Consider the following 15,433-nt stretch of genomic DNA (forward strand, 5'->3'; position numbering starts at 1 on the left):
ATCAGCGTAATGCAGAGTGAGGCCAGACCAAATGAGAGATTGATTTGTATCACAAAATCCAGAGATATCCCCGACAAGGGTGCCGGGGATTGATTAGAGGGGTTACTTGATAGCAGCACGCTGCGCGACAGCAACGTGCGAACGCTTAACACGTTTTGAATAAACAGCCGTGATAATGGGCACCAGAACGGAAGTCACGATAACCGAGGTGGCCACCAGTGCCGTTGCGGCAGGTGCAACCGGTTTAAACTGCGGCAGCATTTCAGCAATTAATACTGGCGTTGCAACAGCCGCGCCCGCCGTACTGGATGCGGCAACGCCTGCTGTGCCATCTCCGCCGCCGATTACCCGGTCAGCGATAATCAGTGGAATGCCCGTCACGATGATTACCGCCACACCCAGCATGATGCCGAGCAGCCCGGTTTCCGCAATCACCGCCAGGTTAATGGTGTTGCCCAATGCAAACGCGAAGAAAGGGATAAGAGTATGGACTGCTTTGCCAAAAAATTCGCGCAGCTCAGGATCAAGATTCCCTAAAGCAAACCCCACAATAAACGGCAGCACAGCGCCGACAAAAACATGCGGTTCAAAAGAGGCAATACCGGCGGTGCCAAGAATAACCATTGTCATTAACGGGCCTGATTCCAGCGACATCAGGACAAATGCGCCCGCCTCTTCTTTGGAACCATATTGCTGCATGATTGAGGCGTAAAGCCCACCATTGGTCATATCCATCGCCGCAACCAGCGCCAGCGTCGACAGGCCCGCAAACATGCCCACTTCCACGCCATTTTCCGGCATCAGGCGTGAGGCGATAGCGGCGACTACCCAGGCCACAGCAATTTTAGTGAGAACCAGCGTACCGGATTTTCGTAATACCGTGCCCGTTGCACTGAGTTTAATTGACGCACCCATGCAGAAGAACCAGACGGCCAGAATAGGCACCGTGCCTGTCATCAGGCCATTGGTGAATGAGCCAAAATATTTACCGGAGTCGGGGAAAAGGTGTGACAAAGTGCGCCGAGAAAAAGCGGTATTAACATCATGCCGCCAGGGATTTTATCAATTGCACGTTTGATATGCATAACGTTGTCACCTTTGCTGGTCCAGAGGAATGAGTGATTAGCCCGAGGGCGATGACAGCAAATTAATGACTTCAGGAAACGAAAACAGTGATCGATCATATAAAAATGAAACAGCGTTTTACTTTTATAGATAACCTGTTCTGAAAAACATGATCGCGATCGCCATACCAGCAGCGCATCGGTGAGGAAAAGTAAAAGGGACGCAGATGAGCGTCCCTTTCGGTGTCAGAATTTTTGCCCGTACCAGGCGTTTTCGCCGTGCTTTCGTAAGTAATGAAGGTCAAGTAACGTCTGTGGGATGGGCGGTAAGTTTGCGGTTAACTGCTGGCTGAACAGCCCCATATAAGCCACCTCTTCCAGCACCACTGCGCTGTGTACTGCTGCATGAGCATCTTTGCCCCAGGCGAAAGGCCCATGCGAATTCACCAGCACTGCCGGAATCGCACTGGGGAGAGTTCACGCCGGGCAAATGTCTCAATAATTACTTCGCCAGTATTCCACTCGTAATCGTGTTTGATTTCGTCATCCTGCATGGCCCGCGTGCAGGGAATTTCGCCATAGAAATCGTCCGCGTGGGTAGTGCCCCAGGCGGGAATAGCGCGCCCCGCTTGTGCCCATATTGTGGCATGACGCGAATGCGTATGAACGATCCCGCCAATTTCAGGCCATGCCAGATAAAGAGCACGATGGGTTGCTGTATCAGAGGAAGGACGTTTCTCGCCTTCCACCACGTTCCCACTGGCAAGATCAACGACCACCATGTCATCGCGCTGCATAACGGAGTAGCTGACACCAGAAGGTTTAATGACCAGCAATCCCTGTTCACGATCTACGGCGCTGACGTTTCCCAGGTAAACGTGACCAGATTATATTTAGGCAGGTCCAGATTGGCTTCCAAAACCTGCTGTTTAAGGTGTTCCAGCATTCCTCTTCTCCTGCTGATAAATCGTCCTTTGATTTTGCAAAGCACACGGGCAAAAGGTTATGGAGCAAAACGCTGTAAACGCAGAATGAAATAGCTGTTAACGTAAAAATGTGGCGTGAATTAAGAATTGTCTATCTTCGGAAATGTCGCAGAATGTTTAAAATTCTCTCTGACTCAGGTCGGTCCTGTTCAGGCCTGGTTATACACCCGCCGTACATCACGTTCTGCCCTTTATGGATCACGGCAAGGATGCGGCAAAAAAAGGGGCATAAGCGGGTGAATTTTATTTCAGAGCTATACTTACCGTGTTGCCTCTGTGAGCACACTAAAGGAGAATTTTATGACAATTACAATGAAGCGTATGACTGCAGCCGTTCTCGCCACCACCTTAGTTGTCGCGTTAAGCGGTTGTTCTAACTGGTCGAAACGCGACCGTAACACAGCCATCGGCGCGGGTGCCGGTGCAATTGGTGGCTCAGTATTAACTAACGGTAGCGCACTTGGCACCGTTGGCGGCGCGGCAGTTGGGGGTATTATCGGTCATCAGGTTCATTAATGACCGAATTAAAATAATCATCGGCTACGCAATGCATCTGCTTACACATCGGGCTACTCAGGTAGCCCGATTTTTTTGTGGTTAACCGCCAGCCAGTTTAACCTTCATGCCTTTTGCTTCCAGCAGATTTTTGAGTAAGTCGCGTTTATCACCCTGGATCTCAATGACGCCATCCTTAAGGGAGCCGCCGCAGCCGCACTTTTTTTCAGTTCAGCAGCAAGCTGATTTAACGCAGCATCGTCTAAATCTACGCCCGTGATCAGGCAGACGCCCTTGCCTTTGCGCCCGCTGGTTTGCCGCTGAATGCGCACAATACCGTCTCCTTTTGGACGTTCCACTTTTGGCTGTGGCTGCTCGATGCGCCCGGAATCCGTGGAGTAAACTAAAGGATTATCGCGACTCATTATATTTCCTCCAGGCTGTGCAGAATGGATTGCAACGTTGTGGCCGGATCGGCAGATTGGGTGATCGGACGCCCAATAACCATATAGTCTACGCCAGCCAGTTTGGCCTGCTGCGGCGTCATAATACGACGCTGATCGCCTGCGTCACTGCCAGCCGGACGAATACCGGGTGTCACCAGCGAAAAATCCTGGCCAATGACCTGCCTGAAACGGCGGGCTTCATGCGCAGAACAAACCACACCGTCAAGCCCACATTCGTGCGTCAGCTTCGCCAGACGCTCAGCCTGCTCTGCGGGTGTGAGCATAATGCCTAAGCCTTTGAGATCGTCGGCATCCATGCTGGTTAACACCGTAACCGCAATAAGCAAAGGCGCATCTTTACCAAACGACACCAGAGCTTCACGCGCTGCATTCATCATGCGCGCCCCACCGCTGGCATGCACGTTTACCATCCAGACACCCAGATCGGCTGCGGCAGCCACTGCATGAGCGGTCGTGTTGGGAATATCGTGAAATTTGAGATCAAGAAAAACCTCGAAACCACGCTGTTGCAAATCTTTAACCAGTGACGGGCCAAACAGCGTGAACATCTCTTTGCCCACTTTGAGCCGGCAACTGCGGGGATCGATCTGATCAACAAAGCGTAACGCGCTATTAAGGTCATGATAATCGAGAGCCACCAGAATCGGCGAAGCGGTCACATGAAGGGGTGAAGGCATGGCATTTCCTTTTCAGTTGGCACCCGCAGGCGCAATAGACAAACGGCATGCATTCTACCTGCGGGTCTGGATCACCACAATCGCTCTACTGTGCTGCCTGCAGACAATTTGCACGCTGCTGATGTGACGGGTGATTTAATCATTTAGTATGTTGTAACTAAGAGCTACCCTAGCGTATCAGTTTTGACGCCACTGCTTATTGGCCATCGAGGCCGCGGATCGGTTTAACTGATGACCAGGTGCGGCAGGATGGGCAGTGCCAGTAGAGTGCATGAGCGGTAAAACCGCATTTTTGGCAGCGATAGCGCGGTTTAGTACGAATCTGCTCACCCACCATATCGCGCAATACCATCAGGCTTTCTTTGGCGCGCCCATCTTCCGCTTCATGTAAGTGAAAATCCATCAGCCGATGGAACACACGCATGGTAGGATGGCGCTGCAACTGCCGGTTGATATAGAGTTGCGCAGCTTCTGGCCCCTGCTGCTGTTCAAGAATATCTGACATATAAAGTTCGGCTGCGGCACCGGTATTTTCTTCAACACAGCGTTGCAAAAACTCAGCCCACATTTCGGGTTGATTCAGTCGCTGAAAACAGGTTTCGAGCATCGGCAGGGTTTCGCTGACCAGCTCTTTATCCTGCTCAAGCACGCGCTGCAAGTGCTCCACCGCTTTCGCATATTCACCCTTTTCCATGAATATGCGCCCCATCATGATAGAGATACGCGCACTCTGGCGATCGGCCGCTTCGCCTTTTTTCAGTAAGTTCATGGCGCGATCCAGATCGTCGCTGCTCATCGCCTGCAACGCCAGTTCACAATAGAAATGCGCAATTTCACCTTTCTGCTTGTCTTTGCCCAGTTTGACCAGACGCTCAGCGACGTCAATCGCCTGCTGCCAGTCGCTGGTCGCCTGGTGTATCAACAGGAGCTGTTGCAGTGCGCCAACACGGAAATCAGTTTCGTCGGTTAGCTGCTTGAACATATCTTCAGCCCGGTCATAAAGCCCGGCTGCCATATAATCGCGTCCCAGTTGCTGTACAGCCAGCAGACGCTGTTCGTAACTCAACGATGCGCTTTCCATGAGCGACTGATGGATGCGAATAGCCCGGTCTACTTCGCCGCGTGAGCGAAAGAGATTACCGAGTGTCAGGTGAGCTTCAACCGTGCCGCTGTCCTCTTTTAACATGTCCAGAAACAGATCGACGGCTTTGTCTTGTTGATTTGAAAGCAGAAAGTTAACGCCAGCAACGTACTCACGAGACAAACGGTTCGCTTCTTGCTGCTTATCCTGTTGTGCGCTGCGGCGTCCCATATACCAGCCATAAGCAGCCGCTACAGGAAGCAACAGAAACAGCAATTCAAGCATGAGGGCTTATTCCTGATCAGTCGTTGCAGGTGACGTTGTCACCGCAGTGCTGCTTTGTTCGAGTTGCGCCTGCATACGCTTCACTTTGCGCTGTGCGTTCGCCAGCGAAACGCGAACCCGAAGCCAGAATAAACCGCAGATTGCCCAACCCAGCAAAAAATCCTACACCAAACAGGGAGGCTAACAGCGTAGAAATGCGGAACTGGCCCTGCGCAAGCAGATAGTTAAAGGTGATAACCTGGTCGTTATGCGCACCTAAGGTGACGGAAATAATGAAAATGACCAAAACCACTAAAAAAATCAGCAAATATTTCACAGTGCTTCCTGTTGTGAGGTTGTCGGTTAGAATTATGCCAAAACTATGGCAAAAATGCTGCTCCCGGCAGCATTGAGAAAATTGATTTTACACATGCACAATCAATCATATGGGGCCGCCGCACATAATTACAAATCGGGTTCACGCTGCTCCACCTCTTTTTGTTCCGCCGGAGGCAGAGTAAGCGGGCCGCAAAACGCTGTGCGAGCCAGGTGGCAATCGTGACAAGCAGCCAGGATAAAACCGTCGCGACCACTAAATCACGCGGCCAGTGCATGCCCAGCAGTAATCGACTCCCCATCACGGCGCTGGCCCATAAGAAAACCACCACCACCGTTTTATAGTGACGTCGTGGCCATAACAAACCGATGACCAGCAGCGCCCAGCTGGCAGCAAACATAGTATGCCCGGAAGGGAAAGCAAAACCGGTCTCGTAGGCCCAGTGCTTTTTTAACCATCCGGGCAGGTGTTTGTCGTCTGCCATTAACGCATTCACCATTTGGCTGCGCTGTTTGCGCGGTAATTCATAAAACGTTTGCTCGTCCAGTCCATGGCTCTGCTCCAGCCAAATGACATAAGGGCGCGGCTCCTGCACCAGTTCTTTGATAAAAGATTTTGTATACTGACCCGCTAAAATCGTTGCATTCATTATTAACAGCAGCACGATGGCGGGCTTCAGCCGGAAGCGTAAACACCACAGCACCCACGCACTGAGTATCAGGCTGGTTAAAATCCCCCACGGGCTGGTGACCGTTTCAGTCATCCAGAACAACAGCTTTAAAAGCGCACTGCTTTCATCCGGCTGCCACTGCCAACCAGATAACCAAACGCCTGACGGCAGCAGTAAAAGCAGCAACATCCCTAAGGTGGTACGGCGCGAAATTTTAAGCATTCCCTATCCTTTGCTAGAACCTTAACGATGTCAGATCAATAACTTTAGCTTAAAAAAGAATAACATAACCATTGCGGATTGGATAATTGTGCTTTATCACTACAATCGTTATGACAGATTACCAGCCCAACAACAGGTTGTGGCACAATATTGCACGTTTGTCGGGCTACACTTGCCCGTGCGCTATCATGATGATAGTGCATCCTCTGAAGGTTCTGGAGAGTCACATGCAGCTTAAACGGGTGGCAGAAGCCAAACTGCCAACGCCATGGGGAGATTTCCTGATGGTCGGTTTTGAAGAACTGGCAACCGGTCACGATCACGTCGCGCTGGTTTATGGTGATATTAACGATAACGATCCGGTTCTGGCGCGCGTCCATTCTGAATGTCTGACAGGCGATGCGCTTTTTAGTTTGCGTTGCGACTGCGGCTTCCAGCTCGAAGCAGCATTGAACGCTATTGCCGAAGAAGGGCGTGGCGTGCTGTTGTATCATCGCCAGGAAGGCCGCAATATCGGTTTGTTGAATAAAATTCGCGCCTATGCCCTGCAGGATAAAGGTTACGACACGGTTGAAGCTAATCATCAGTTAGGATTTGCCGCTGATGAGCGTGATTTCACGCTGTGTGCTGACATGTTCAAACTGCTGGGTGTAAATGAGGTGCGCTTATTAACTAACAATCCACGTAAAGTCGAAATTTTGTCAGAAGCTGGCATTAATATCGTTGACCGCGTGCCGTTAGTGGTGGGTCGCAATCCGAAAAATGCACACTATCTCGACACCAAGGCAGCCAAAATGGGGCATCTTTTGCCGAAGTCGTGATAAAAAACCGGGGCCGAAACAGCCCCGGTTTCATTTCAGGTCAGCATATTACGAATTACATAATGCAGGATGCCATCGTTGCGGTAATAAGTAAGCTCGTTACCGGTATCAATACGGCAGCGTGTATCGAGCGTCTCCTTTCTTCCATCGGCATGGGTTAACGTGACTTTCACCGTACAGCCTGGCTGAAGCTGATTAAGATTTTCAACATCAATCATTTCTTCACCGGTTAAGCCCAACGTTTTGCGCGTGACTCCTTGTGGAAATTCAAGCGGCAAAATTCCCATACCAATCAGATTGGAACGGTGGATACGTTCGAAAGACTCTGCAATCACCACGCGAACACCTTGCAGGCGAGGCCCCTTCGCAGCCCAGTCACGGCTGGATCCGGAACCATACTCTTTGCCCGCGATAACCGCTAACGGGATCCCCTCTTCCTGATATTTCATTGCGGCATCATAAATAGCCAGTTGCTCACCCGACGGATAGTGCCTGGTGTAGCCACCTTCTACCCCTGGCACCATTTCGTTGCGAATACGAATATTGGCAAAGGTACCGCGCATCATGACTTCATGGTTTCCCCGACGCGAGCCATAAGAGTTAAAGTCGTTACGCTCGACCCCATGTGCCAGTAAATAGCGTCCTGCCGGGCTTTCTGCTTTGATGCTGCCTGCTGGCGAAATATGGTCTGTGGTCACTGAGTCACCGAGCATTGCCAGCATTCGGGCACCTTTGATGTCGGTAACCGGCTTCGGCTCTTTCTCCATATCATCAAAGAATGGCGACAGACGGATATAGGTTGATCCTTCATCCCAGTCATAGGTGGCTGCTTCACTCACTTTAATTTGCTGCCACTCCGGCGTGCCGTCAAACACCTCAGAGTATTCTTTGTGAAACATGTCACTGGTGACTTGCTGGACAGCGGTTGAAATCTCCTCTGGCGATGGCCAGATATCTTTAAGGTAAACGGGCTGTCCGTTTCGATCGTTACCGAGCGGCTCGGTTTGCAGATTAACCTTCATATTGCCCGCCAATGCATAAGCCACCACCAGCGGCGGAGAAGCCAGCCAGTTAGTTTTGATCAGCGGATGAATACGGCCCTCAAAATTTCGGTTGCCCGACAGCACCGCCCCAACGGTCAAATCGCCCTCTTTAATCGCCGACTCAATATTATCCGGCAAGGGGCCAGAGTTACCGATACAGGTAGTGCAGCCGTAACCCACCAGGTTAAAGCCCAGTTTATCGAGATAAGCGGTGAGCTGGGCAACCGCTAAATAATCAGAAACCACCTTCGAGCCTGGCGCTAATGATGCTTTAACCCAGGGCTGACGCTTAAGGCCTCGCTCAACCGCTTTCTTCGCCAGCAAACCCGCCGCCATTAATACGCTGGGGTTAGAAGTATTGGTGCATGAGGTAATCGCACTGATAACCACCGCACCATCAGTTAGCTGATGATGAAGACCGGTATCGCTATCAATATATTCAACGCTTTTATGCGGCTTCTGCGCATGGTTAACCTCCAGCTCGTTGCTGGCATCAAACGCCGCAGGCACCTCGCCCAGAGAGACGCGATCCTGTGGACGTTTTGGACCGGCCAGGCTCGATTCAACCTCATTCATATCGAGTGCTAAGGTGCTGGTAAAGATCGGCTCATCACCGGGATTACGCCACATCCCCTGTTTTTTAGCATAAGCTTCAACCAGCGCGACCTGTTCAGCATCACGTCCGGTCAGGTTCATATAGGCGACGGTGACTTCGTCAATCGGGAAAAAGCCGCAGGTTGCGCCATATTCAGGTGCCATGTTCGCAATGGTTGCACGATCCGCCAGCGGTAAATCTGCAAGTCCGTCACCGTAGAATTCAACAAACTTGCCTACCACGCCGTGCTTACGTAGCATTTGCGTGACGGTAAGCACTAAGTCAGTCGCGGTGATGCCGGGACGCAATTTTCCGGTCAGCTTAAAGCCTACGACGTCCGGGATCAGCATGGAAACAGGTTGGCCGAGCATTGCCGCTTCCGCTTCGATCCCTCCCACGCCCCATCCCAGTACGCCCAGCGCGTTTATCATGGTGGTGTGGGAATCGGTGCCGACCAGGGTGTCAGGCCACGCAAACTCTTTGCCGTCGATTTTCTCATGCCAGACAGATTTACCTAAATACTCAAGGTTTACCTGATGGCAGATGCCCGTACCGGGTGGAACAACGCGAAATTTATCAAATGCTTTTTGTCCCCAGCGCAGGAACACATAACGCTCGTGGTTACGTTCCATTTCCAGATGCACGTTTTCTTCGAAAGCGTCATCATTGCCAAAATGATCCACGGTGACTGAATGGTCAATCACCAGATCAACCGGAGAGAGCGGATTAACTCTGGCGACTTCGCCACCCAGCCGATTTACCGCTTCACGCATCGCCGCTAAATCCACCACAGCGGGGACACCGGTAAAGTCCTGCATCAGCACACGTGCAGGACGGTAAGCGATTTCACGGTCGGCATGGGCATCTTTTTGCCAGTCAATCAGCGCCTGAATATCGTCCTGCGTAACGGAATCCCCATCCTGCCAGCGCAGAAGGTTTTCCAGCAAAACTTTCATTGATTTTGGAAGACGATCGATATTACCGAGGTGTTGCGCAGCATAGGGAAGACTGAAGTAGTGATAGGTTTGATTGTCGACCTGCAGTGTTTCCTGACTCTGCTCGCGTAGGGTTAACGACATATTTCCTCCTTTATAATCGTGATCTTTAAACCTCAGTGATAACAAGGTTTATGTTAAAGATAGACCACAATTTCGTTAACGTTTTGATTACAACACGAATTGCAACAATTGACGTAAACGAAATGCCCCGTGGGCAATACGAGGCATCGGAAAGAAGCAATTTAACTCATATTATAATGCGATCCATACAGCCGCCGACCAAAACGCAAAGGAGAATGCGTAGGCAGAGAACCAGGACAATTTAATCGTATTCATAAGAGCACTCCCCGCCGAAAACGGCGCAAAAAGTCATTCGATCATCTTTTAAAAGATGACACCTTTTTTATGCTGAGTGTGATGACTGGGCTTTTAAAGTGCCCGCCGGAATAAACCGGAAAGAAGAGTTTTAAGAGTAATAAAGTCGTGCTTACAGCATTATTTAGTTTTCGGGTCCATGAAAGACTCGATGAAGTGACGCTGAGTATCACTCAACTCCCAGGAGTCCGGGATAGTCACTTTTTCATTTTTTGCAACCGGCTCGTTCACCTTGCAAGAAGAAGGCTTGTGCTGGCGTGCAATTAAATCGCGTTTATGGCTGAGTATATTCGCCCACATGGCTTAGCCCCACATACGCCAAATCATTAATGCAACCACTACCCAAAAAAGCGCAGAAGCCGCAAACACAGTTAACCAGGCTTTGCGACGTGTATTACCTGATCGCTGAACCTTAGTGCTTTTAGCCGGGAAGCCCGGTTGAACAGTCAGTCGAGTAGTCATAGTTTTTGATAATCACTCTCAATAAAATGATTGATAACACCAATTAAGATTTAGGACGAATCCTAAACGCCTTAAGACCAAAAATCCAGTTATTTTTATTGAGTACAACGATTAATGCTATTTATCAAAATAGACAAAATAACTTAAGTAATCATTAACTTTGCCACCTTAACTTAAATAAACAATTACGTTATAAATTTGGCTTAAATTAAATGTTAGTACCAATTTAAACTAAAGCGTTAATTTTAAAGCCCCTGCGAAAGCGGCTCTGCATCAGGTCTTAACTGGAGTATGGGAATAATCCTGGCAGGTCGCAAAGTAGAATGACAAAAAATGTGTACTAATTCGCATTTAAGAAACAACAATGAAAAAACATGTGATCAGTGTTTCATTTACAAAAAAATAATAGGTTTGTTCGAGATTAGGCTGGCGCTAACAATTGGAAATAAAAAAGGCTGCAACAGGCAGCCTTAAAAGGGGTTAATCGATAAAGTGATTATTTAAAGGGCAGCTTGATGTCTTTAAACATGGCTTCAATATCTTCATTTGAACGCAACGCAACAGCGGCATCAACCACATCCCGGGTTAAATGTGGCGCAAAACGTTGTATGAAATCATACATATAACTTCTCAGGAAGGTACTGCGACGGAAGCCGATTTTGGTGGTGCTGTTGGTGAATATTTCCGCAGCCCCAATCTTCACCAGGTCAGGATCGGAAACCGGATCAACCGCCATGCTGGCTATCACACCCACGCCTAACCCTAATCTGACGTAGGTTTTAATGACGTCAGCGTCGGTTGCGGTGAACACAATACGCGGTGTTAACCCTGCCCGGTTAAAGGCAGTATCAAGCTCAGAACGCCCGGTAAAGCCGAAGGTATAAGTCACCAGTGGATAATCCGCCAGCTCTTCAATCGTAACTTGCGCTTTACCTGCTAATGGATGCTCGGGTGTCACTACAATGGCCCGATTCCAGTGATAGCACGGCAGCATGATGAGATCGTCGTACAGATGTAACGCTTCGGTGGCGATGGCGAAATCGGCATTTCCTTTCGATACCGCTTCCGCTATCTGAGTGGGCGATCCCTGATGCATATGCAGCGAGACGCGCGGATAGCGTTCAATAAAACCTTTAATCACGCCAGGCAAAGCATAACGCGCCTGGGTATGCGTGGTTGCCACATAGAGGGAACCTTTATCGGGCCAGGTATGCTCACCGGCAACCGACTTAATCGCATCGACTTTAGACAGGACTTCACGGGCGATGCGGATAATCTCTTCACCCGCCGGTGTGACCTGGGTGAGATGTTTGCCACTACGCGCAAAAATCTGCACGCCAAGTTCATCTTCGAGCATGCGTACTTGTTTGCTGATGCCAGGTTGTGAGGTGTAAAGCCCCTCGGCCGTAGAGGAGACATTGAGGTTGTGATTGACTACTTCAACGATATAGCGCAACTGCTGTAATTTCATAAATGTTCCATCCCAGTAAGCTACAGAGTCGCATCCCCGGCTGACGTAACGTCGCCTATGAAAAGTGCTGAATGCCAGGTATCAGAAAGGTCGGAAATGCTATAACCACTATATCATTTAGCAAAGGATTGTAGAACGTATTGATATAAGGAACAGAAAAAGGCCAGCGAATGCTGGCCTGAAAGGGTTACTTTTTGGCTTCTTGCCATTTTCCTTCTAAATAGAAGGCGGACCAGCCGGTGGCTTTGCCCTCTTTTTCAGAGGAAACATACTGCTGTTTAGTCTTACGACTAAAGCGCACCATCGTTTTGTTCCCGTCTGGATCGGTAGCAGGTGCCTCGGCCAAATATTTTAATTTCTCTGGCAGACGATCTTTAAAACGTTGTAACTCTTCCACTAACGGCGCACGAGTTTCACGCGATTTCGGGAAGGTGTTTGCGGCCAGAAATACGCCCGCTGCGCCATCACGTAAGACAAAATAAGCATCCGACTTCTCACACGCCAGTTCAGGTAATGGCACCGGATCTTCTTTTGGCGGAGCAACGTCACCGTTACGTAAAATCTTACGGGTATTTTTACAGTCGTCGTTAGTACACGCCATGTATTTACCGAAACGCCCCATTTTCAGGTGCATTTCAGAGCCACATTTTTCGCACTCAACAATCGGACCGTCATACCCTTTAATACGAAATTCGCCCTGCTCAATTTCGTAGCCGTCACACTCCGGATTGTTACCACATACGTGCAGCTTGCGCTGATTATCGATCAGGTAGCTGTCCATCGCCGTCCCGCACTTCTGGCAGCGGCGACGCGCACGCAGCGCATTGGTTTCTGCGTCATCACCCTCCAGAATATTCAAGACTTCATTTTCTGGGATAAGGTTAATGGTCTGCTTGCAACGCTCTTTCGGTGGTAAGGCATAGCCAGAACAGCCGAGGAAAACGCCGGTGCTGGCGGTTCGGATACCCATCTTACGACCGCATGTCGGGCAATCGATGGAGGTCAGCACCATTTGGTTAGGCTGCATGCCGCCTTCTTCAGGATCTTTCTCCGCCTTATCGAGCTGCTGGGTAAAGTCGCTGAAGAAGTTATCGAGCACCGCTTTCCACTGCGCCTGGTTATTCGCCACCTGATCCAGGCTGTTTTCCATGTGCGCAGTAAAATCGTAGTTCATCAACTCGCGGAAATTCTCTTCCAACCGATCGGTAACAATTTCACCCATTTTCTCAGCATAGAAACGGCGGTTTTCGACCCGCACATAACCCCGATCCTGAATGGTTGAAATAATCGCGGCGTAAGTCGAAGGACGACCAATGCCACGCTTTTCGAGTTCACGCACCAGCGATGCTTCACTAAAACGCGCAGGCGGTTTGGTAAAGTGCTGGCTCGGCATCAGCTGTTGCAGGTCAAGCACGTCGCCAACGTTTACTGGCGGTAATGTCCGGTCTTCATCATTTTTACGCAGCGCCGGCATCACTTTCGTCCAGCCGTCAAAGCGCAGCGTGCGCCCTTTAGCTTTGAGTTTATAGTCGCCTGCGGCAGCGGTTAATGTCGTGGAGTCGTATTGCGCTGGGGTCATCTGACAGGCAACGAACTGGCGCCAAATCAGCTGATACAGCTTCTGTGCGTCCGCTTCCATATCTTTTAGTTTTTCAGCAACAACCTCAACGTCAGAAGGACGAATCGCTTCGTGCGCTTCCGGGAATTATCTTTACTGGCGTAGGTGTTGGCAGCGTCAGGTAAATACTTTTTACCAAAGTGACTTTCGATGTAACCCCGTGCCATCGCGATGGCATCCTGGCTCAGGTTAGTTGAGTCAGTACGCATATAGGTAATGTGGCCCGCTTCATACAACCGCTGCGCCATCATCATGGTTTTCTTCACGCCAAAACCCAGGCGCGTGCTGGCTGCCTGCTGCAGCGTAGACGTAATATAAGGTGCGCCAGGTTTGCTGCTGGTTGGCTTATCTTCACGATCAATGACTTCATAGCGGGCTTTTTCCAGCAGTGCGACAGCAGCATGCGTCTGCTCACGGTTGACTGGACGGAAAGCTTTGTCACCGTAATGCGTGACGTCCATCGGCAGATCGTCGCCTTTTGGCGTGGCGAGACTGGCGCTCAGTTCCCAGTACTCTTCAGGCACAAACGCTTTGATCTCGCGCTCGCGCTCGACAACCAGACGCACAGCAACAGATTGCACGCGGCCCGCAGATAAACCGCGCGCCACTTTTTTCCACAGCAGTGGAGAAACCATGTAACCCACAACGCGGTCCATAAAACGACGCGCCTGTTGGGCATTTACACGATCGATGTTCAATTCGCCTGGCTGTTCAAACGCCTGACGAATCGCATTTTTAGTGATTTCGTTAAACACTACGCGGCTGAACCGTTTGTCATCGCCGCCTATCACTTCCCGCAGGTGCCAGGCAATGGCTTCCCCTTCGCGGTCAAGGTCAGTTGCGAGATAAACGTGATCTGCGTTTGCGGCTAAGGCTTTTAATTCAGCAACAACTTTCTCTTTACCGGGCAGGATTTGATAATCCGCTTCCCAGCCGTGATAAGGATCGACACCCATGCGACTGACCAAAGCAGCCTTTTCGTCTTTTTTAACTTTTTTGGCTTTTTTATCTGTCGAGGCGTCAGCACTTTTTTTGCGGTTGAACCACTGGTCGGCAGATCCCGGATATGACCCACGCTGGATTTCACCACGTAGTCACTGCCGAGGTATTTATTGATTGTTTTGGCCTTTGCCGGGGACTCAACAATAACGAGTGCTTTACCCATATTTACCTTTACCTAATGAAAACGTCCTGCTAATCGGGAGAGAATTGGATGCCCAAAAACCCATTGGGTTCAATATTGCTGCGCCTGTTGAACATTTCAAGGCGGAGGGATCAATCTCAGGTCAGACTCCATGGCATTGTGCAACGTTTTGATAAAAATCGCTTTTTCCACCTGACATAATCACACATCCCGGTGCGATCTCCCTGAAATCTGAATCGCCCACACTGTACCTGATAAAATCTGTTACGCAACTTAATTAGCACTCTGGCTAAATTTGCGCCAATTTTTCAGCGATTACGATGAATTGTCGAACAACATGACTCGCAAGTAATATAGAAAGGATTAAGGTGCTGTCAAAAAAGAGAGGGATAAATGCAGAACAATACCCAGGCTATTACACGCCGCGCGTTACTGGAAAAAGCGAACGCGTTAATCAAAGAGCATGATGATTATTTTGCCGGAATGGAAACCACTGACGTGATACAGCAAGGCGAGCTGTTGGTATTTCGTGGCCCTTTCTTTCTTGATGCCGATGATGTACCAACAGCAAAAACCACAGCGGTGTTTAACCTGTTTAAGCATCTCACGGTAACGTTATCGCCTCTTTATCACCTTGAATAAA

9 protein-coding genes and 6 pseudogenes are annotated in these 15,433 nt (G+C 49.8%); 3 read left to right on the forward strand and 12 right to left on the reverse strand.

All coding sequences use genetic code 11. The features are described from left to right. Positions 1-102: 102 nt before the first annotated feature. Positions 103-1,085, reverse strand: a pseudogene (kdgT, locus tag O3W44_RS04480) (2-keto-3-deoxygluconate transporter). Between the two features lie 225 nt (positions 1,086-1,310). Next, positions 1,311-2,010: pseudogene (gene araD, locus O3W44_RS04485) on the reverse strand (L-ribulose-5-phosphate 4-epimerase). 340 nt (positions 2,011-2,350) lie between these two features. Here araD and osmB point away from each other — a divergent pair. Continuing rightward, positions 2,351-2,566, forward strand: coding sequence for an osmotically-inducible lipoprotein OsmB (gene osmB, locus O3W44_RS04490; RefSeq protein ID WP_269292143.1), 216 nt, complete (start codon positions 2,351-2,353; stop codon positions 2,564-2,566). An 81-nt stretch (positions 2,567-2,647) separates the two neighbouring features. On the opposite strand, the pseudogene O3W44_RS04495 reads toward osmB, so the two are convergent. The 5 genes and pseudogenes from O3W44_RS04495 to pgpB all read right to left on the reverse strand — a co-directional run bounded on the left by O3W44_RS04495 (position 2,648) and on the right by pgpB (position 6,263). After that, positions 2,648-2,904: pseudogene (locus O3W44_RS04495) on the reverse strand (stress response translation initiation inhibitor YciH). 65 nt (positions 2,905-2,969) lie between these two features. Beyond that, positions 2,970-3,689 (reverse strand): orotidine-5'-phosphate decarboxylase, encoded by a 720-nt coding sequence (gene pyrF / locus O3W44_RS04500; protein WP_269292144.1) that lies wholly within the window; start codon positions 3,687-3,689, stop codon positions 2,970-2,972. A gap of 196 nt (positions 3,690-3,885) precedes the next feature. Beyond that, the gene (gene lapB / locus O3W44_RS04505) at positions 3,886-5,055 is read right to left on the reverse strand and encodes a lipopolysaccharide assembly protein LapB (protein WP_269292145.1); all 1,170 of its coding nucleotides are present in this window, start codon (positions 5,053-5,055) and stop codon (positions 3,886-3,888) included. Positions 5,056-5,061: 6 nt separating this feature from the next. Then, positions 5,062-5,371 (reverse strand): annotated as a pseudogene (locus O3W44_RS04510) (LapA family protein). A 128-nt stretch (positions 5,372-5,499) separates the two neighbouring features. Next, positions 5,500-6,263, reverse strand: a pseudogene (pgpB, locus tag O3W44_RS04515) (phosphatidylglycerophosphatase B). A gap of 227 nt (positions 6,264-6,490) precedes the next feature. On the opposite strand from pgpB, the gene ribA reads away from it, so the two are divergent. Further along, positions 6,491-7,084 (forward strand): GTP cyclohydrolase II, encoded by a 594-nt coding sequence (gene ribA, locus O3W44_RS04520; protein WP_269292146.1) that lies wholly within the window; start codon positions 6,491-6,493, stop codon positions 7,082-7,084. A gap of 35 nt (positions 7,085-7,119) precedes the next feature. Here ribA and acnA read toward each other — a convergent pair whose 3' ends face one another. The 5 genes and pseudogenes from acnA to topA all read right to left on the reverse strand — a co-directional run bounded on the left by acnA (position 7,120) and on the right by topA (position 14,811). Beyond that, positions 7,120-9,801 (reverse strand): aconitate hydratase AcnA, encoded by a 2,682-nt coding sequence (acnA, locus tag O3W44_RS04525; protein ID WP_269292147.1) that lies wholly within the window; start codon positions 9,799-9,801, stop codon positions 7,120-7,122. Positions 9,802-10,215: 414 nt separating this feature from the next. Further along, positions 10,216-10,395 (reverse strand): hypothetical protein, encoded by a 180-nt coding sequence (locus O3W44_RS04530; protein WP_269292148.1) that lies wholly within the window; start codon positions 10,393-10,395, stop codon positions 10,216-10,218. Between the two features lie 3 nt (positions 10,396-10,398). After that, positions 10,399-10,557 (reverse strand): YmiA family putative membrane protein, encoded by a 159-nt coding sequence (locus O3W44_RS04535; protein WP_269292149.1) that lies wholly within the window; start codon positions 10,555-10,557, stop codon positions 10,399-10,401. A 496-nt stretch (positions 10,558-11,053) separates the two neighbouring features. Beyond that, complete coding sequence (gene cysB / locus O3W44_RS04540; protein WP_269292150.1) at positions 11,054-12,028, reverse strand: HTH-type transcriptional regulator CysB; 975 nt, start codon at positions 12,026-12,028, stop codon at positions 11,054-11,056. Between the two features lie 187 nt (positions 12,029-12,215). Next, positions 12,216-14,811: pseudogene (topA, locus tag O3W44_RS04545) on the reverse strand (type I DNA topoisomerase). 372 nt (positions 14,812-15,183) lie between these two features. On the opposite strand from topA, the gene O3W44_RS04550 reads away from it, so the two are divergent. Then, positions 15,184-15,432, forward strand: coding sequence for a DUF2498 family protein (locus O3W44_RS04550; RefSeq protein ID WP_269292151.1), 249 nt, complete (start codon positions 15,184-15,186; stop codon positions 15,430-15,432). Position 15,433 lies beyond the last annotated feature (1 nt).

Origin of the sequence: Pantoea sp. LMR881 (genome assembly GCF_027157825.1) — a bacterium.
Lineage (GTDB): Bacteria > Pseudomonadota > Gammaproteobacteria > Enterobacterales > Enterobacteriaceae > Pantoea > Pantoea haifensis.

What these genes read in the sequence shown, in the direction of transcription:
- osmB (WP_269292143.1), top strand. Translation starts at nt 2,351, where the DNA reads ATGACAATTACAATGAAGCGTATGACTGCAGCCGTTCTCGCCACCACC.
- pyrF (WP_269292144.1), bottom strand. Translation starts at nt 3,689, where the DNA reads ATGCCTTCACCCCTTCATGTGACCGCTTCGCCGATTCTGGTGGCTCTC.
- lapB (WP_269292145.1), bottom strand. Translation starts at nt 5,055, where the DNA reads ATGCTTGAATTGCTGTTTCTGTTGCTTCCTGTAGCGGCTGCTTATGGC.
- ribA (WP_269292146.1), top strand. Translation starts at nt 6,491, where the DNA reads ATGCAGCTTAAACGGGTGGCAGAAGCCAAACTGCCAACGCCATGGGGA.
- acnA (WP_269292147.1), bottom strand. Translation starts at nt 9,801, where the DNA reads ATGTCGTTAACCCTACGCGAGCAGAGTCAGGAAACACTGCAGGTCGAC.
- O3W44_RS04530 (WP_269292148.1), bottom strand. Translation starts at nt 10,395, where the DNA reads ATGTGGGCGAATATACTCAGCCATAAACGCGATTTAATTGCACGCCAG.
- O3W44_RS04535 (WP_269292149.1), bottom strand. Translation starts at nt 10,557, where the DNA reads ATGACTACTCGACTGACTGTTCAACCGGGCTTCCCGGCTAAAAGCACT.
- cysB (WP_269292150.1), bottom strand. Translation starts at nt 12,028, where the DNA reads ATGAAATTACAGCAGTTGCGCTATATCGTTGAAGTAGTCAATCACAAC.
- O3W44_RS04550 (WP_269292151.1), top strand. Translation starts at nt 15,184, where the DNA reads ATGCAGAACAATACCCAGGCTATTACACGCCGCGCGTTACTGGAAAAA.